The organism is Salinivibrio proteolyticus, assembly GCF_001996165.1.
GTDB lineage: Bacteria > Pseudomonadota > Gammaproteobacteria > Enterobacterales > Vibrionaceae > Salinivibrio > Salinivibrio proteolyticus.
The window spans coordinates 1-18231 of sequence record NZ_MUFP01000008.1; the positions used below are offsets into that span (position 1 = coordinate 1).

The 18231-nt window shown below is 45.2% G+C and carries 21 protein-coding genes and 1 pseudogene; 19 read left to right on the plus strand and 3 right to left on the minus strand.

Translation table 11 applies throughout. The features are described 5' to 3' along the window. The 5 genes from BZJ19_RS07880 to BZJ19_RS07900 all read left to right on the plus strand — a co-directional run. A partial coding sequence (locus BZJ19_RS07880; RefSeq protein ID WP_131826389.1) for a toll/interleukin-1 receptor domain-containing protein occupies window positions 1–499 on the plus strand: 499 nt, incomplete at its 5' end. 134 nt (window positions 500–633) lie between these two features. Continuing rightward, window positions 634–1293, plus strand: coding sequence for a DUF4145 domain-containing protein (locus tag BZJ19_RS07885; protein WP_077675199.1), 660 nt, complete (start codon window positions 634–636; stop codon window positions 1291–1293). Window positions 1294–1361: 68 nt separating this feature from the next. Beyond that, window positions 1362–2135, plus strand: a complete 774-nt coding sequence (locus BZJ19_RS07890) for a hypothetical protein (protein WP_077675200.1) — start codon at window positions 1362–1364, stop codon at window positions 2133–2135. A 72-nt stretch (window positions 2136–2207) separates the two neighbouring features. Beyond that, window positions 2208–2549, plus strand: coding sequence for a transposase (locus tag BZJ19_RS16985; protein ID WP_102136120.1), 342 nt, complete (start codon window positions 2208–2210; stop codon window positions 2547–2549). 7 nt (window positions 2550–2556) lie between these two features. Further along, the gene (locus BZJ19_RS07900) at window positions 2557–2859 is read left to right on the plus strand and encodes a DUF2314 domain-containing protein (protein WP_077675201.1); all 303 of its coding nucleotides are present in this window, start codon (window positions 2557–2559) and stop codon (window positions 2857–2859) included. An 834-nt stretch (window positions 2860–3693) separates the two neighbouring features. Here the strand turns inward: BZJ19_RS07900 and BZJ19_RS07910 are convergent. Beyond that, window positions 3694–3972 carry a type II toxin-antitoxin system RelE/ParE family toxin gene (locus BZJ19_RS07910; protein ID WP_077675203.1) on the minus strand — a complete coding sequence of 93 codons (279 nt, stop codon included), beginning with the start codon at window positions 3970–3972 and terminating at the stop codon, window positions 3694–3696. Next, window positions 3972–4253 (minus strand): type II toxin-antitoxin system TacA family antitoxin, encoded by a 282-nt coding sequence (locus tag BZJ19_RS07915; RefSeq protein ID WP_069586513.1) that lies wholly within the window; start codon window positions 4251–4253, stop codon window positions 3972–3974. Before BZJ19_RS07915 ends, BZJ19_RS07910 begins: the two co-directional genes overlap by 1 nt. Window positions 4254–4615: 362 nt before the next feature. Here BZJ19_RS07915 and BZJ19_RS07920 point away from each other — a divergent pair, with 362 nt between their 5' ends. The 10 genes from BZJ19_RS07920 to BZJ19_RS07965 all read left to right on the plus strand — a co-directional run bounded on the left by BZJ19_RS07920 (window position 4616) and on the right by BZJ19_RS07965 (window position 11468). Then, on the plus strand, window positions 4616–4894 hold the full coding sequence (locus tag BZJ19_RS07920) for a hypothetical protein (protein ID WP_077675204.1): 279 nt from the start codon (window positions 4616–4618) through the stop codon (window positions 4892–4894). A 719-nt stretch (window positions 4895–5613) separates the two neighbouring features. Then, window positions 5614–6777, plus strand: coding sequence for a cytotoxin (locus tag BZJ19_RS07925; protein ID WP_077675205.1), 1164 nt, complete (start codon window positions 5614–5616; stop codon window positions 6775–6777). Window positions 6778–7092: 315 nt separating this feature from the next. Then, window positions 7093–7329: a hypothetical protein gene (locus BZJ19_RS07930; protein ID WP_069589425.1), complete on the plus strand. Its 237-nt coding sequence runs from the start codon at window positions 7093–7095 to the stop codon at window positions 7327–7329. A gap of 99 nt (window positions 7330–7428) precedes the next feature. After that, a complete protein-coding gene (locus tag BZJ19_RS07935) occupies window positions 7429–7944 on the plus strand; it encodes a GNAT family N-acetyltransferase (RefSeq protein WP_077675206.1) in 516 nt (171 codons plus the stop codon). An 88-nt stretch (window positions 7945–8032) separates the two neighbouring features. Further along, a complete protein-coding gene (locus BZJ19_RS07940; protein WP_077675207.1) occupies window positions 8033–8494 on the plus strand; it encodes a hypothetical protein in 462 nt (153 codons plus the stop codon). A 94-nt stretch (window positions 8495–8588) separates the two neighbouring features. Then, entirely contained in the window at window positions 8589–9092 is a 504-nt protein-coding gene (locus BZJ19_RS07945; protein ID WP_077675208.1) for a P-loop NTPase family protein, read from the plus strand. Between the two features lie 36 nt (window positions 9093–9128). Then, the gene (locus tag BZJ19_RS07950; protein ID WP_077675209.1) at window positions 9129–9785 is read left to right on the plus strand and encodes a Type 1 glutamine amidotransferase-like domain-containing protein; all 657 of its coding nucleotides are present in this window, start codon (window positions 9129–9131) and stop codon (window positions 9783–9785) included. 33 nt (window positions 9786–9818) lie between these two features. Then, entirely contained in the window at window positions 9819–10202 is a 384-nt protein-coding gene (locus BZJ19_RS07955; RefSeq protein WP_077675210.1) for a hypothetical protein, read from the plus strand. A 101-nt stretch (window positions 10203–10303) separates the two neighbouring features. Continuing rightward, the gene (locus BZJ19_RS07960) at window positions 10304–10720 is read left to right on the plus strand and encodes a GNAT family N-acetyltransferase (RefSeq protein WP_235608169.1); all 417 of its coding nucleotides are present in this window, start codon (window positions 10304–10306) and stop codon (window positions 10718–10720) included. Window positions 10721–10946: 226 nt separating this feature from the next. Further along, window positions 10947–11468 (plus strand): GNAT family N-acetyltransferase, encoded by a 522-nt coding sequence (locus BZJ19_RS07965; RefSeq protein ID WP_077675211.1) that lies wholly within the window; start codon window positions 10947–10949, stop codon window positions 11466–11468. A 109-nt stretch (window positions 11469–11577) separates the two neighbouring features. Here the strand turns inward: BZJ19_RS07965 and BZJ19_RS07970 are convergent, their stop codons facing one another. Then, the gene (locus BZJ19_RS07970; protein WP_077675212.1) at window positions 11578–13209 is read right to left on the minus strand and encodes a glycoside hydrolase family 13 protein; all 1632 of its coding nucleotides are present in this window, start codon (window positions 13207–13209) and stop codon (window positions 11578–11580) included. A 223-nt stretch (window positions 13210–13432) separates the two neighbouring features. Between BZJ19_RS07970 and BZJ19_RS07975 the strand changes: the two genes are divergently transcribed. From BZJ19_RS07975 to gnd, 4 genes and pseudogenes are all read left to right on the plus strand, one after another. Beyond that, entirely contained in the window at window positions 13433–14356 is a 924-nt protein-coding gene (locus BZJ19_RS07975) for a LysR family transcriptional regulator (protein ID WP_077675213.1), read from the plus strand. 221 nt (window positions 14357–14577) lie between these two features. Beyond that, a pseudogene (zwf, locus tag BZJ19_RS07980) lies at window positions 14578–16019 on the plus strand (glucose-6-phosphate dehydrogenase). Beyond that, window positions 16016–16741, plus strand: coding sequence for a 6-phosphogluconolactonase (gene pgl, locus BZJ19_RS07985; RefSeq protein ID WP_077675214.1), 726 nt, complete (start codon window positions 16016–16018; stop codon window positions 16739–16741). The pseudogene zwf and the gene pgl overlap by 4 nt, the downstream one beginning before the upstream one ends. Window positions 16742–16752: 11 nt before the next feature. Continuing rightward, entirely contained in the window at window positions 16753–18201 is a 1449-nt protein-coding gene (gene gnd / locus BZJ19_RS07990; protein ID WP_077675215.1) for a decarboxylating NADP(+)-dependent phosphogluconate dehydrogenase, read from the plus strand. Window positions 18202–18231: the final 30 nt, after the last annotated feature.

Below are 18231 nucleotides of genomic sequence, written 5' to 3' on the forward strand. Positions count from 1 at the left end.
ATATAATACAGAATATAATACAGAGACAGACCGGTTTACTGTTTCTCCAGAAGATTTGTACCAAAGATTAGAGTCAAATACTATACAAAATAAAAAGAAGTTCCATGTGTTCATCTCGCATAGCTATAAAGACTCTGATTTAGTAAGGCAGGTTAAGTCGTGCCTTAATAATCATGATTTGAGTGTTTACTGTGACTGGACTAGCGATAATGATTTTTTGAAGCGAAATCTAGTAAGTGACTACACCAAAATGGTGTTAAAAAAGCGAATTGAACAATCAAGGTGTATTGTATTTCTGCAAACAAAAAATTCCGTGAATACTGATAATTCATTTACATCACCTTGGATATCATTGGAAATTGAACATGCACTATCAATCGGTAAGCCAATATATAGTTTAAACTTCACCAACGATAGCGATATATTTAAACAAGTGAAATATTTGGTTAATAACGGTGTTGAAATTGATGATGCCGAAGCCGATAAAATACGCACATAACAAAGCAAATCAATGGACGCTTAACGCTTGGATGCTTGTTGTTTAAAGGTTTTTTGTTGTTGCAATATTGGTGAAAGCGCCACTGTTTGCGGCGTTATGCCAATCGAGGATGCGGAATCAAGAAAGGATAAAATATGAATAAGAAATTGGCTCAAAGGTTTGTCGATTTGGAGAATCAACTTGATGATATTGAGGCTACGAAACGAAGCGTCAATAGAGCTAATGGAGGAATAACTGAAGCTATTGATATCGAGTTATTTACCGGCTGGAAAGTTAAAGTAAAGAATCTATTGGTTACTGCCTGCGGTGAAGAATCGCAGCACTTTGTGGCTTTCGAGGCAGGCGAAAAACGCAGAACAATGGAGTCAGACTATTCCATCAAAAAAAGACTTGGCGCTATCTTTCTAGCAGCTAAGGAAGATTTCGATGGCGGATATTTGGCCTCACTAAAATATTTGGTTCAGGCTGAAGTCTTTGATAGTGAGTTAGAGCAGGCTACAGAATTACTTAATAATGGCTATAAACTTGCCGCTGCCGTTATCTCTGGAGTCGTTCTCGAGACTGCATTACGAGACCTTTGCGATAGTAATTCAATTTCTCACGGAAAACTCGATACTATGAATGCGCAGCTAGCCAAATCTGGAGTTTATAATAAGCTTCAACAAAAGAGAATTACTGCTATTGCCGACATTCGAAATAGTGCAGCTCATGGCAAGCCAGATGAGTTTAAAGATTCAGATGTGGAAAATATGATTAGAGATGTAGAGAGTTTTCTACTTAGCTATATGGCATAACAAGAAAAATCAGCCGGACGCATAAATTTGCCGCTGTTTTTTGGCGTTAAATTTCATAAAGGACATAGATGAAAAACTTAGAAAATGAAGTTATTGAATACTTCAAAAAGTTCTCTGTAGAAGCTCGAAAAATTGCTGAGTCTGACGAAAAAACACCTGATTTTCTGATTGAACAGGAAGAAACCGTTTTGATCGAATTGAAGGAAAAATCAGACGACGAAGCATTACATCAGCGTGAACAAAAAGAGTTAGCTGAAGGTGGCGTATTTGAGCACCTTGGGACTACAGGTTATCGTAACCGTATCTCAGGAGTTATAGATAACGGAATAAAGCAATTGAAAGCGCAGAAAGAAAATACAAAGAGTGATTTCTGCTTACTTTTTATTGTTGCTAATGGTGTAGCGCAAGGTACACAGGCTGAGCAAATAATTTCAACGCTTTATGGTAGAAAGCACATCATTGACTTTGAATCTCAGTCCAGTGAAGCGTCAAGCTGTTACTACGCTTATCATAGCGAGTTCTTTAAGCATAGAAATATCATAGATGGTGTTTTTCTTATCACAAATAAAAACGTTGTTTTGCTTGTTAACGATAAATCACCAAACTACACAGAGTTTAAATCTTCTTATTTTCTATCTAAGTTCGTTGGAAAAATCGGAATATTTGACCTTGTCGATCTCGAAGCTAAAGAGAATATCATGGTCGCTGACTGCGATATTCCTCGAAGTAATGAGGAAGCTGTAAAGCAATATATATTTGTTAAATACTCTATCGAAAGAGGCATGATGTTAGATTTTCCTCAATACTCGTTTAAGGCTCAGAACAACGAAAATGAAATTTAACAAACTCTTCAAGAGGGACAGTGGACTTGATCCGTTTTACTGGACACGCATCGACGACCAGAGGAGGTCAGTATGCCAGCCTATAAAACGGGTAAAAAGACAGCGCAATATTCACTAGACTTCAAACTAAAAGCGGTTGAATGGAGCTATGAGACGCATCGAACAGTGAAGTCGGTTGCAGAGGCGCTTGATATCCATCCATTCATGCTATCGAAATGGCGTAAAGCGTATCGAGATGGAGAGTTTGGTATGGTCAAGTCCCAAAAAAATAAAGTGAAGCCAGACAAGGTGAAGGATGAGTTATCGGCACTCAAGCGACGGATCACAGAGCTTGAAGAGGAGAACGATATCTTAAAAAAGTGGCAACGCTTTCAAGCAGAACAAAGGCGCAAGCCTACCGATTCAGAGCGTTAAGGATACTATGGTCGAGTTTGAGCTAGAGAGTGGAGAACAGCTCCACGTAGAAGCCCCGGATACTTTTTGGATTCCGCCATTGGATGCTAGACAGTCTCTTTCTTCTGGCGACATCGTAAAGCTTGTGTTCCGCATAGAGGAGGATGGTGAGGTCAACGTCGAAAGAATGTGGGTGGTCGTTAAGGAGGCAACCGCGAAGGGCTACGTTGGTATATTGGATAATGACCCGTACTGCACAGATCAAATCCAGTCAGGCTTGGAGCTAGAATTTTCTCCAAAGCACATCATCGATATCTATGCTGACGATTGACATCCTTAACAAGCCATTACAGTTCGTTCCGGCCCTAGCGGGCCTCCACCGGACGCTCTTTTCTCCGCTTAGCTGCGTAAAGGTCGCCGCTGAAGATTGGCGTTATGAATAATTTGGTTAGGTGGCACATTGGATAATATTGTAGTCTCAATCTTACTTGCTACTCTAGGGTGGATGGTAATCCCGACGTTTGTCTTTTTTGCCTTGTTTTTTGTGGTTTGGTTGGTTTTGAAGTCGCAAAATAATGAGTTAATTAAAGGGCGCTATGTGATTTTGAAAGAGGTTGATTGTGTTCGAGGGCTGTGGTTTAGCATGTCTAGTTTCATGGAAGAGAAAGCATTTCTCCAACTACAACATGGTTGGTTAAAAAGTCTTTTACAGTTTATACACCCTCTGTATTTTTTTTGGGATCTAACCTTTTTACTTGCGACGGTAGCATTCTTACTAATGGCTGGCTGGTTATGTTTTTCGTGAAAAATTATACATAACACATATGAGCCCTTCTCCGGTCAATAGGCAATAGCATTTTTTGGCTGCGCCAGCAGCCAATGCTCTCGAACAACAAAGTCGTCTACTTCGTTCTGTCATTTCCGCCATTAAGTCATTGCTTACGGCAAACACATATAGAAGGTCTCTTACTGCGGTCTCACCGCTGCCTGCCAACCCTGTGACAGGGCTATTATCCGCGTGAAGAGAAAGGTGTACTTGGCGAGACTAACGCCACCAAAGAATTGAGTAGACATGCTTACCTCCGGTATTAAAGGCCGCACCTATGTGTGGAAGATCTTCAACAGGGGAATCCATGTCATTCGTTATGTTCCCCAGAGGAGGCAATCAATCCGTAGGGAATTTTTGTTTCTGGTGCGGTACACGCATAACTTGGATGATATCGCCCTCGACCCAGTAAGAGACAATCATCGAAATCTCAGGAATAATGAGTAATCGTCCGCGGATGCCATCTCGTTGTACGCCCATTAAAGGTTGTTCAAGCAAGTTGTCTACTTTTTCTTCAATGAGGCTGTCAGTTTTTTCTGCTACATCAGGGTTGAAGTCATAGAGAAATTCGAAGATCTTTTCACGATCGTTAAGTGACGCTTCTTCCCATAAAATCATTACTTGCCTCGATTACGGATTCTGGCTTTACGCTCTTCCATTCGAGATTGAGCAGCTTGGTGCTCAACGAAAACGGATTTTCCTGAGTCAAACTTCTCAAATGCTAGGTTTACTTGTTCAGTTAACCACGCATCGTGAGATAATGTTTTTCTTTGTTGTTCAGCGAGTTGCTCAGTAAGTTCACGGCAAGCATCACTCAGTGTGCGCCCTTGGCTCTCAGCCATTTGTTGTGCTAGGCGTTTTGTTTCTTCATCAACACGAAATTGAATTCTAGTGTCCATGATGTGTTCCTTTGCTGTTGTGTGTACAAATGTTAGCACTCGGACTTGAGATGGGCAACTAACACATATAGAAGGTCTGTTACTGCGACTCACCGCTGCCTTGCAATCCTGTGACGGGGCCATTAGACATTACTTCCCGTGGTCACCCACCGCGTGAAGAGAAAAATTGTGCTTGGCGAGACTAACGCCACAAAAGAATGGAGTAGACATGGTTACCTCCGTTATTAAAGGCCGCACCTAAGTGTGGCAGATCGTCAAGAGGGGGAATCCATGTCATTCGTTAGGCGACATGAGATAAACGATAGAGTATTGATAGTATCTTGGCGTGAATCTAGCTTCAGTTAATAGAAAGGAGTGGATTAATGAATGGTAAAGCATTTGATAATTGGCAAAAATCGCGAAAGAAAGGGTGTTTAAATTGGCTTTTCAGAACGACTTTCGTCACAGCCATTTTGTACATGATTTTTAATGTTATTTTCCTTTATCCATCTTCTGATGCGGCAAGCATTACGATTTTCTTATCGGATAATGCTCTTAATTACTCAATTTACACGATCGGGATGTTTTTCGCATTTTGGGTTATTTGGCTATACAATGAATCTTCGTATAAGAAAGAAGTTAAACGTAGAAATGTCGCCTAACACCTATGAGCCCTTCTCCGGTCAATAGGCAATAGCATTTTTTTGGCTGCGCGAGCAGCCAATGCTCTCGAACAACAAAGTCGTCTACTTCGTTCTGTCCTTTCCGCCATTAAGTCATTGCTTACGGCAAACACATATAGAAGGTCTGTTACTGCGACTCACCGCTGCTTGCCGTGACAGGGCCATTAGACATTACTTCCCGTTCCCACTCAGGAGCGTGAGAACGAGTTAAATCACGCTGTCTCGGCTTATCAAATCTCAAATAACCATTCTCTTGCGTACATCATTATGGCGGTTTATTTCAGTCTTGCGGCGGTGAATCGATAGGACGATATATTCATACTAAAAATAGTGGAGAGCACATAGCGATTTTTCTCGTCACATGCAGAAGACTATGTTATGAAAAACGTGTTACCAAGAGCCAGGTTTTTTCGATGCTGAGGTCAGCGTCCTGTTGCTAACCTTATACTCGTTAGGGGGGTATGGGTGCGTCACGGATAGATATGAAACTGGTGGCGGTAAATATAGAACAATGATGACCTAATGGTACTAGGCGGCATGACTCTCCAATGATATTGGAGCGTACTGCCAAACCCTCTACGTTTAACGTTGTTTAAAAATAGGAGGGTGACTCATTAACATAACTACTGCATGTTACGCACCTGTTTTCCTCATTATGGAACGATGCGCATATTCAGAGAACGCGAGTGGATTGTGATATGAACTTATCCGATGTTTTTGACTCCTCTAAACCTCACCGATGTCCCGTCATGCATCCTGATCCATTAACGTGTCCGTGTGCGAGTTGTGAAATGGCAAGGCAATCCGCTGCGTCAAAGGCTGCATTAGATCGCGCCACTACAAGAAATTTTGCGCCAACAGGCGCATCAATGCCGGTCAATAAAGCGAGTAGCGAACCCGTCGCGCCAAAAGAAACTTCGAGAGAAAAAATTGAAAGGCAGCGTAGAGAACGATTTCAGGAGCAGGAAGAAAACTGGCAAAAAACTCAAGCCAATGAACCTCGATACGCTGCGCACAGAAATAAGATCGCCGCTGACCGTAAAGCGAAAGAACAAAATAACCGTATTTATGTCGGTGAAGAGCGGGAGTTTCCTGGTGCAATTTTGTCACCGATGCCAGCATCCAGAATGGGAATGAACGATGCGGTAGGAAAACGTGTTTTACCCTCGGATCTACTTGGGGCCAGCTTCGCGAATCAGCCTGTTAGCGCTGAAGTTGTCGCCCTACAGGTCTCATCACTTAGCGCGGTGACTCAAAAGGAAGTAAGAGAGAGTGGTGAACTTGTTTTTAGTGGTATGCAGTATCAATACGCACATGGAACAGTCGGTACGATTCAAGTCATCGATACATTCGCAGGTGAACAGCCCGATAAAAATACATCACAGATGGCCTACTGGGTAGCGCAAGGTAAGTACCTCGATATACCCAAGCATCCCGATCCTCATCGAGACCATTTGTATGTTTTCACGCCAAATTTTAGCGGGTGTTCTTTTGTGGTTGATGACTGGGATGATGACCGCATTAGAGTCTACCATGTGGAAGGTGGTAAAGAAGATAAGCAATACAATGATGTGCAAGAACACGGTAATAACTTAATCAAGTACATGAGTTTTCGTGACTACGGCTTTTACCAGCAAGGCCACACCATGATTAAAAATATTACTGGCTTTGCCTTCATGCGCTACAACACTGGCACTCGAAATTGGGAAATTCATTATCAAAAACAAGAGCATGCTCCGTCTATCAGTCAACCGATGACATCAGCGAAATCACTTTTCTCATCCGAAAAGCACACGGCGAAGGTCATGGCGTCGAAGGAGTCTCGTGTCGTTGAAACGGGCACTATTGTTATCAAACGCTAAATCAGCGCAACAGAGCAACGTTTAGATAGACGCGATTAACTAAACAGAGCACGGAAAGGCCTTGAGCCTCATAGTTTTTAATAGGAGTCTCGCCAAGCAGTACTTGGCGGGACTAAAGCCATCAAAGAATTGGGTCGGCTATGGATTTTAACCAGTTTTATTGAGCAGGCATCGACGATCTGAGTAAGCCAGCCTATAAATCAAGTTAAAAAGACGACGGAATATATTCACTAAGCTTAAAAATGAACGTGGCTGGATGGAGCGATGAGACGCATCGAAAAGTGAATAAAGGTGCAGAAGTGTTGAGGAATCAGAATGAATAGTATGTTTTGTGAGAAATGTGGACAAGAAACTGAGCATAAAGAAATCATAAAGCAAAAGCCTTCGAAATATGGGAAAAGTAAAAAAGAACAGTTTAAGGCTTTTCTCGACGGTTTCTTTGGTGGTGTTGCTAGTCCTATTGGTGCTTCGTTGGACTTAATCGATCGATATGAAGTTTGTACAAGATGCGGGCATAAAACCTTAAAAAATCAGGGTGACGAATTTCAATAGTAACCTTTAGGTTTAAATCCATTTGGACAATTAAATTTCATTAAGAAATCATGCGCTTTGACCTTTTATAAGGCTCGTTTCATTTTTTAAGGAGGTATAGTGCAAAAAATTTTTGAAAGTGACAGGTTAATATTGAGGCCGTTTTCTCTCAATGATGCGGAACGTGTCGCCGAACTGGTTGGGGAAAAGAAAGTATCGGAAATGACCGCAAATATCCCCCATCCATATAATATTTCTGATGCCGAAAGTTGGATACGAACCCACGAGTCGTTGTTTTTAAGTGGTCAAGGTGTGGTTTATGCCATCACGTTAAAAACCACGCTGGAACTGATTGGGGCGGTGAGCTTTCCAAAATTGCAGGAGGGTACTGGCCTGCTTGGTTATTGGTTGGGTATCCCTTACTGGGGAAAAGGTTATGCCACAGAAGCATCACGTTGTTTAATAGAATCTGCTAAAAAACACTATGGATTGAAGCGCTTGAAAGTGACACATCTAGTTGGAAATTCGCGCTCAAAATCTGTGATTAAAAAATTGGGTATCACATACATAGGTAGGGAGTCGTATCGTATACAAGGACAGAAAAGGGAAGTTTGTGTATACGCTTCTGAATTGTAACTAATAACTATAAAGTGTATATTGTTACCACCTATTGCTAGGCATTGGGTGGGTTATAATTATATCATTTATATTAATAAGGATGTTTATGGCAAAGCCAAATAGTGAAGAAATCTCTCGCTTTAACCGATACTTCGCAATTGAAAGCAACAATGAATTTTGGTCGTTATCGGAGTCAGACCTGAGCCAAGAAGAGAAGAAAAAGCTTTTAACTGTTGCATTTTCCTCTCTGTATCATTGGTCAGAAGTAGGAACCCAAGAGAATATTGAACTTGCCAATTTAGCAATAGCAAGAGCACTTTGTATCAATGATTCTCCTCTGTGTATTCAATTTGCGAAAACGGCATTTTCCTACTTTGACGGACAAGGTGCGAATTGGATTCAAGCATTCACGAATGCGGTCTTAAGTCATTCACTATTGATCACAGGAGAACGAGCCCAAGCTATAGAGTTTTATGAAAAATCACTTAGTTATCAGTTAAAGCTCTCTGAGGGTGACAACAAGGTTTTCGACGCTACCTTTAAAACCATCCCGGACCCAAGGGCATAATAGCATTGACGACAAATATTTTAAGATGGATTACATCGGGAAGTATTTGTCGTTTTTCCTTTTTATGTGGCTACAATTAAATGGATAACCGTGTATGAAAAGAGTTGTTATAATAGGTAACTCAGGGGCTGGGAAGAGTTGGCTATCAGCTCGGCTGTCAGCCAAGATTGGTGCTAGAGACGTTAACCTAGACACTTTTTATTGGGAGCCAGGTGGATATAGCAATAAACGGCCAACAAAATTTATTGATGACGATTTAAAACAATTATCATCAGAGGATGCTTGGGTTGTCGAAGGTGTTTTTGGTGCGCTCGTTGAGAAGTTACTTGAGTTTGCTGATACATTGATTTTTATTGATATAGACTGGACCAAATGCGAAGAATCGTTACGTTTAAGAGGTCAAAATGTTAGCGAAGAAACGAATGCTGAGTTAGCGAAAAACAACTTTCAAGCGTTAATCCAATGGGCCTCCGAGTATTATTCTAGAAAATCAAAGAGCTCACACAGCTATCATCGCCAATTATTCGAAAAATTTGTTGGTGTAAAATTTCATTTTACGCGAAGGGAAGATGTCACTTCTTTCCTTGATACTTTTTAATACATAGGGAACTTTAGTCAATAATCAGGCCATGTCATGGATAAACATATTGTCGCGTTAGGCGGTGGTGGTTGGATGATGGGAGAGCAGCAAAGCGAATTAGATCAATATGCGCTCAGGTTAACTGGGAAAAGCGATCCGAAAGTTTGCTATATTCCCACTGCCACTGGGGATGCGGAGGAAGCCATCGACCGTTTTTATCAGTCCAAACTCAGTCGCCGCTTAAGTCATTTTCCATTATTTAAAGCCAACCTAGACTGGCGAACACATCTGCAAGAGCAAGATGTAATTTATGTTGGCGGTGGTAATACACGCTCTATGTTAGCGGTATGGAAAGCGTGGGGAATAGATAAACTACTTCAAGATTGCTATGAAAGTGGCATCATATTGTGTGGTATGAGTGCGGGCGCAATATGTTGGTTCGACTACGGGATCACAGATAGCGATCCTGAGAAGTATTCCGTTATCGAGGGGCTTAGCTTTGTCCAAGGTCTTGCATCAGCGCATTATACGGGGAGTGACGAAAAAGCTGAGCTGTTTTCTCAGTTCGCCAATCATCATATAAACATGCCTTGCTATGGGATCAGTGATTATTCAGCACTACATTTCGTTAATGGTCGATACCATAAGACAATCAACAGTCAAACGGGTGCGCAGGTAACCATTAAGAATATTGATAAGACCAATATTTAAAAATGATGTGTGCCATTTTTCCAAGGAGCTTAAGTGTTCAAAAAGAATCATGTGCATCTGAAAATTAAAAAGGGTGAAGTTAAAGCAACACATCTTGAAACGGATAGCTCGATTGTGCGGACATGTGCAGCACTATCGCATCCAAGAACCTTAATGGGTGAATTCTTTGCCATTGAACGCTGCTTAAAAGATGTACTTGATGAACTATTACCTAAAAGTATTTTTTCTCTATCGCCAATAGCGATTGTTCAATTTATCGAGAAAATTGAAGGTGGGATTACTAATGTTGAGGTACGTGCTTTCCGCGAAGCGACACTAGGGGCGGGAGCGCGACACGTTTTCTTTGCTGAATCGAGCACGCCAATCAGTAAATCTCAGCTATTGAATTTCAACTTTAAGCAGATAGAGCAACCATGAGTCCCATTCGTGATTGGAAAGAGGCGTGACCACAGCTGCTTGGTATGGTGAAAGAAGTGAGTGATGACGTGTGCTTGATCGAAAAGGCAAATGAGTGTGACATGCATGAACTCGTACGGTTGCAAATACGCGCATTTGAGTCTGACCGCGCGCTTTGTGGGTCGGGACCGCCTGGTTATGATAGCTATGACCATCAACGATACGCCGCAAGCTGTTACCAATATTATGTGATTAAGCAAAACAGTCAGCGGGTGGGCGGGTTTTACTTTTTATACCAATCCGGCATCCTCCAGTTGATAAGGCTGTTTATCGCCCCAGATTATCAAGGGCGAGGGATGGGTCAGATGGTACTCGAATTTCTTAAGGCACACGTACTGCCGGGAGAAGTGATCGAACTAGAAACTCCCACGTTCAGTGTCGGCGCGCAGCGGTTTTACGAGAAACAGGGTTTTCAAAGAATCAAACGGATTCAGTATGGGGCGAGTGACGCGTATTTGTATCGATTGATCGTGACCTAACAGCTTGTATAAAAGCAAACCCCACAAGAAAGGGAGTGACTCTCATAGAGCGCTGATCAAGGTTATAAAGGAATGGCGGCTTTTACGTTACGTAGAAGCCGCCATTTTTATTGTGTGAACTAAAACTCATTTCCCCGTGACCTATAAGCCAACATGATTGGAATCATATTAATATATCGACTTGGTTAATAATTGAATAAATGGATTTATTATCAATAGCTTAAACATGGAAATTCTCCCAGAAATCGAAGTGTCGAACGCGCAGCATGAGGCTATTCAAGCCCTTAGAAACAAGGCATTTCCTGACCATCAAGTTGCCCGTTCTTACTATAAGCAGCTTCTCCACATGCGGGCATTACAATACCAAGATAATCAACTGATTGGTTATATGGGGTTGGATTATAGGGCAGTGAATGTCGGTGGCGACGTATATAAAGTATTAGGCGTGAGTGATTTTTGCATCGACAGCGCTTGGCAAAGAAAAGGGATTGGCTCGGGTATGCTGGCGCAACTGGCTGACTATGCCAGAGATAAGGACGTTGATTTCATTATTCTTATCTCTGAGGTGCACGATTTTTATGTGGCTAATGGCTTTCAGCTTGTCGAGTCAGATGCCTCTTGGCTACGCATCCATGAACATACAAATTATGGCGTTGCGGTCGAATATGTCGATGAATTGTATGTAAAACCGATGAAAGACAAATCATGGCCTGCAGGCCATATGGATTGGCTGGGGTATATGTATTAATGGCTTCGGTAGACGTCGTTTATGGCGTGTAAGAGGAGTGAGTCGCCTTTGGCTGGGCGCCTGCAGCTATCTGCAGGCGTGTGATGATATCGGCAACTAAACGCCCTTGCTACTGCATTACCGCAAACGACTCGTAAGGGGCTAGTTTGTAGGTGGTGCTTAACTGTTTGACCGGATCCATATTGTAGCTAAGGCAGGTTAAAGCCTTATCGAGCCAGTGTGTGGGGAGGGTGATGATTTGTTTTTCCTCACTAAAGTTGCTGACTACCAAAATGCGGTGGGTATCGTCGAAGCGCTCGTAAGCCATCACGTTAGGGTGTGATTCTTCCACAGGCGCAAACTGGCCGTGTACGATCACTGGGTATTGCTTGCGGAGCTTGATCAGTTCACGGTAGTGATAAAGTACAGAGCCGCTATTTTCAGTGGCCCGTGCCACATTGATGGTGGTGTAGTTAGCATTAACCGGTAACCATGGTGTTCCTTGGGTAAAGCCTGCCTGCGGTGCGTTCTCCCATTGCATTGGGGTACGGGCGTTGTCGCGACTGTTTTGGTAGACCGCCTCCATCATGGTGTCTGGATCAACGCCTTCTGCAACACGCAAGTGGTAAAAATTGCGGGTTTCGATGTCTTGATAATCGTCGATAGACGGGAAGGCGACATTGGTCATCGCAATCTCTTCCCCTTGGTAGATATAGGGCGTGCCTTTCATCAAGTGTAAGGTTGTGGCGAGCATTTTTGCCGAGCGGGTTCTGTATTGGCCGTCGTGACCAAATTTGGATACGGCGCGCGGCAAATCGTGGTTGTTCCAAAATAGTGAGTTCCAACCGCTATCGGCCAGCTCTTGTTGCCATTTGAACAGTACCTGTTTGAGTGCGGCGACATCCAGCGGTACGGGCTGCCATTTATCGCCGTCTTTCCAGGTAGCGGTAATATGTTCAAATTGGAACACCATGGAGAGTTCATTGCGTTCCGGTGCGCTATAAAGTTTGGCGATCTCCGGCGTTGCGCCCCATGTTTCGCCGACGGTGAGCAAGTCTTTGTCGCCAAATGTGGCTCGATTCATTGCCTGTAGCAGAGGGTGAAGGCGCGGCCCGTTGCCGGTAATGCCTTTGTCGATTTCCTTACCAATTAAATCAATCACATCGAGGCGGAATCCGCCAATGCCTTTTTCGATCCACCAGTTCATCATTTTATGCACGGCGTCATGGACGGCGGGGTTTTCCCAGTTCAAATCGGGCTGACGTTTGGAGAACAAGTGAAAGTAATATTGCTCGGTGTTTGGCTCCCATTGCCATGCACTGCCACCAAAAATTGAGCCTTGATCATCGGGTGCGCTGCCATCGGGTTTGGCATCGCGCCAAATGTAAAAGTCGCGATAGGGACTTTTTTTGTCTTGAAGCGCAGCTTGGAACCAAGGGTGTTCGTCGGAGGTGTGATTGACGACCAAATCCATCACGATTTTGATGCCGAGCGCGCCGGCTTTATCAATCAAGCGCGTCATGTCTTCCATGGTGCCAAATTCAGGCGCGATCGCGCAGTAGTCCGAAATGTCGTAGCCATTGTCATCCATCGGCGATTGGTACACCGGTGATAGCCATAACACATTGACGCCGAGCCAATGTAAGTAATCGAGTTTCTCGATAATTCCATTAAGATCGCCAATGCCATCACCATTGGTGTCGTAAAAACTGCGAGGGTAGATTTGATAAACAACCGCATCATGCCACCAAGTGTTCTGCATACCGATTACCTCTTATCGACAATAAAAATCCTCAAAGCCTCAGCTTGAGATGTGGCCAACAGCCTAGCGCGCGATCGATGCCAAGAAAAATAGGCGTGACGCTTATTGATATAACCTATTGGCTATAGATAAGATGCCAATAGATTAAAAATCGGCGGTATCATTGAATCGTGTATCTCTATTAGGCTATAAAGTAAGCCGCTAAATTGTGAGTGAGTGCGGTATGGATGTAGAAAAAGTTGCTGGCTACTTTATTGCAGTGGTTGAGGCAGGTGGTATTAAAGCGGCCGCGTTACAGTTAGGGATCAGCCAACCTTCATTGACGGCACAGATCCAAAAGCTTGAGCAACGTCTCGCATGTCAGCTATTGGTGCGCCATCCTCGTGGCGTCAGTATGACCCCCGCGGGAGAGCTTTATTATCAGCATGCCACCGCACAGCATGCCGCGCGACAACGGCTTCATGCCCAGCTTCATGCTTTGCAAGCGCGTGAAGCGGGGCAAATAAAGCTTGGTACCGGGGAGGCGTGGTGGCCTTTGTTTGTTAAACCGGCAGTGCTTGATTATCAAGCTGAGCGCCAGTGTGCGGTCCACATCGAATTTGGTAATCGCTTGGCACTGATGGCATCGCTGCTCAGTGGCGATGTGGATGTGTTTATCGGTCATGAAATTGACGATCTGGTTGCGAGCCAGCAAGTGCGCTTTATGCCCTTGTTTCAGGACGCGGAAAGCTACTATGTGGCTGATAACCATCCGCTACTCGCAGACACATCGACCCGCATCGATCCTCAGCGTTTAAATGATTGGCCGTTGATGCGTGTCACGCCTGATCATGCCCGGCATGCGCATTTGCTTGCCAACCCGATTACGCCTGTCACCTGTGCGCATACCGTGGTGTTTGATGTCGATGCGCTGAGCGCCAGTATCGATCTGTTGCACGACACGCAAGCAGTGATGCCTTATACCAGCAAAGCCGACACATACCTTGCCAGTCAGGGTGTGAGCGTGCTGACAACCCAGCCCAACAAAACGGGTAACGTCGGTTTATATACCCTGCGTAATGCGCGGCATGAGAAAGTCGAGGCACTGATCCAACAGCTGTGTGACGCTGCTCAGCAGATGGACACTCGACCATGTCATACCAGTTAGGGTAAAGCTTATTGAGTAAGAAAGTGCTAGACTAGACCGCCTTTGTAGCACACTGGCTGGGAATGCTGAGTTCTCAATGTAGGGATGAACAAGGAACAGCCGCCAGATTCAGTGGTTACAACGATGGCATCAATAGGTAGCGCCAATTACCAATTTGGCCATAGCGCTGCTAATTTGTGGCGCAAATCACATGCAGTACCTTTATTATCAAAGGAAAGATGATGGTAATTCCAGAAAACAGCAGCATTGTTATTTTTGGTGCATCTGGCGATCTGACCTTCCGTAAGCTGATCCCAGCCCTGTATCATTTGTATGCGAACAAACAGCTGCCTGCGTCTTTCGCAATTCTAGGCGCAAGCCGCACCTTCTACAGTGACGAGTCATTTCGCGACAAGTTGCGTCACTCTATGCAGGAGCTAGAGAAGACCGATCCTGCTACACTCGACGCCTTTATGGCGCATGTGCACTATCAGTCATTTAATATCTCGGATACTCACGAATACCACCACCTAACCGAGCGGTTAGATGCGTTGGCCGCTCAGTATGGCTTCACCCAGCGGAACACGCTGTTTTATCTTGCCACGCCACCAAAGCTTTACAACTCGATTCCTGCTAGCTTGGCTGAACATGGCCTCAATGATGAAAGCACCGGCTGGAAACGTTTGGTGGTCGAAAAGCCATTTGGTTATGACTTAGCCTCCGCGCGCCAGCTCGACAAAGACATTCACGCCCACTTTGCTGAACATCAGATTTACCGCATTGATCATTACCTAGGCAAAGAAACAGTACAAAACCTGCTGGTTTTCCGTTTCTCCAACGCGATGTTTGAACCGCTTTGGAACCGTAACTTTATCGATTATGTAGAGATCACCGGTGCGGAGCATCTGGGTGTAGAAGGCCGCGGTGGTTACTACGATCAATCGGGTGCGGTGCGCGATATGTTCCAAAACCACTTGCTGCAAGTGCTTGCACTTGTGGCGATGGAGCCGCCGGCACAAATCAATGCTGACGCCATGCGTGATGAGGTGTTTAAAGCACTACAATCGCTCGAACCATTGTCTGATGATGATCTGACTAACAACTTGGTGCTCGGCCAGTACACAGAATCATTAGTGGGTGGCAATGCGTTACCGGGCTATCGCAATGAGCAAGGTGTTGCGGAAGACTCGCGCACTGAGACTTATGTTGGCCTGAAGATGTTTATCAATAACTGGCGTTGGAACGGGGTGCCCTTTTATGTGCGCACCGGTAAACGCTTGCCAACTCGCGTAACCGAAGTGGTGATCCACTTTAAACAAACTCCGCATCCTGTATTCGGCAAAAATGCCCCTGAGAACCGTTTGGTGATCCGCATTCAGCCCGACGAAGGCATTCAAATGAGCTTTGGCCTTAAAGGGAAACCCAGATGTTGACCGCGTACGAGCGCTTGTTACTAGATGCGCTTAAAGGCGATGCCACTTTGTTTGCACGGAGTGATGCAGTCGAAGCTTGCTGGCAGTTTGTTGAGCCTATTCTGCAGTACAAAGAAAATGACAAAGCCTTGTTTGGCTATGCCTGCGGAACATGGGGACCGAAAGAAGCGGATCAGTTGCTGGAGCGTGATGGCCATGCTTGGCGCTTTCCCTGCAAAAACCTGACTGACACGGAATACTGCGAATTATGATAAATGCCCGAATTTTTGATGATGCCGACGCGGTGGTCAATCATTTAGCCGACACGATGCAAGCGCTGAGCGAGCAAGATCGTGCCGTGCACATTTCGCTTTCTGGCGGCAGCACGCCCAAAATGCTGTTTAAGCGTTTAGCCAGTGATGATTATGCCAATGCGATTCAGTGGCAAAACCTGCATTTTTGGTGGGGCGATGAACGCTGTGTGGCACCGGATGATGCCGAGAGTAACTTCGGCGAAGCCAATAAGCTGCTGTTTAGCCACATTCGCATTCCGGAAGAGAACATTCACCGTATTAGGGGTGAAGAGGCTCCGGACGTGGAAGCGGCCCGCTTTAGTGCGGAAATGCAAGCCTTGATCCCAAGCGAAAACGGCACGCCTGTGTTTGATTGGATTTTGCTGGGCGTCGGTGGCGATGGCCATACGGCCTCACTGTTCCCGCACGATCCTCAGTATGACAATACCGCGCTCGCGCTGGTGGCTTCGCATCCTGAATCGGGGCAAAAGCGTGTATCAAAAACCGCCCGTGTGCTGCGCGCGGCGAAGAAAATCAGTTATCTGGTGTTGGGTGAAGGTAAGCAAGCGATCGTGCATGAGATCGCCACACACGAGCCTACCCAACTGCCATATCCTGCCGCCAATATCCGTAGTGCCAAAGGCACCACGGAATGGCTACTCGATGCCGCGGCAGCAAAAAAATTACCAGAACAGAATTAATGGAGAGCACGATGAAAGGTGATATCGGCGTAATTGGTTTGGCGGTCATGGGCCAAAACCTGATTCTTAACATGAACGACAACGGCTTTAAAGTGGTGGCGCATAACCGTACCGCGGCCAAAGTCGATGAATTTCTGGAAGGCCCAGCGAAGGACACCAACATTGTTGGCGCTTACTCGTTAGAAGAGCTGGTTGAAAAGCTTGAAAAGCCGCGCAAAGTGATGCTGATGGTTCGTGCAGGCGCCGTTGTAGATACCTTTATCGACAAACTGACGCCATTGCTTGACGAAGGTGACATCATTATCGATGGCGGTAACACCAACTACCCAGATACCAACCGCCGCGTGGCAGCACTGCGTGAAAAAGGCATTCACTTTATTGGTGCCGGTGTGTCTGGCGGTGAAGAGGGTGCCCGTTTTGGACCGTCTATCATGCCGGGTGGCTCTGAAGAAGCGTGGCCAGCTGTTAAACCTATCTTCCAAGGCATTGCCGCGAAAACCGACGCCGGTGAACCATGCTGTGATTGGGTTGGACGTGATGGCGCCGGTCATTTTGTGAAAATGGTGCACAACGGTATCGAGTATGGCGACATGCAGCTGATCACCGAAGCGTACCAGTTCATGAAAGACGGCCTTGGCATGAGCCATGACGAGATGCAGCAGGTGTTTACCGACTGGAATAAAACCGAGCTGGATAGCTATTTAATTGAAATCACCGCAGACATTTTGGGCTATAAAGACCAAGACGGTGAGCCATTGGTTGAGAAAATTCTCGATACTGCAGGCCAAAAAGGCACCGGTAAATGGACCGGCATCAACGCGCTGGATCTTGGTATTCCGCTGACCCTGATTTCTGAATCGGTCTTCTCTCGTTGCTTGTCGGCACTTAAAGATCAGCGTGTCGCGGCAGAGAAGCTGTTTGAAAAACACATCCAGCCGGTTGATGGCGATAAAGCCGAGTGGGTTGATGCGCTGCGTCAAGCACTGCTGGCGTCAAAAATCATCTCTTACGCGCAAGGTTTTATGCTGATGCGTGAAGCGTCTAACGAGAATGGCTGGGATCTTAACTACGGTAACGTCGCACTGATGTGGCGCGGTGGCTGTATCATCCGCTCAGCCTTCTTGGGTAATATCCGTGATGCGTTTGATAAGGATCCTAACTTGGCCTTCTTGGGCTCAGATGCGTACTTTAAAGGGATCTTGGATAACTGCTTGGCTGCATGGCGTAAAGTGGCGGCGAAATCGATGGAAACAGGCATCCCCATGCCATGTACTACATCGGCGCTGACCTTCTTGGATGGCTACACCACGGCACGCTTGCCCGCGAACTTGCTGCAAGCTCAGCGTGACTACTTTGGTGCGCACACCTATGAGCGTCTTGATCAGCCTCGTGGTGAATTCTTCCACACCAACTGGACAGGCACCGGCGGTAACACCGCCTCGACCACGTACGACGTGTAACGTACGGCGTGTAACGTGACAGACTAAGTC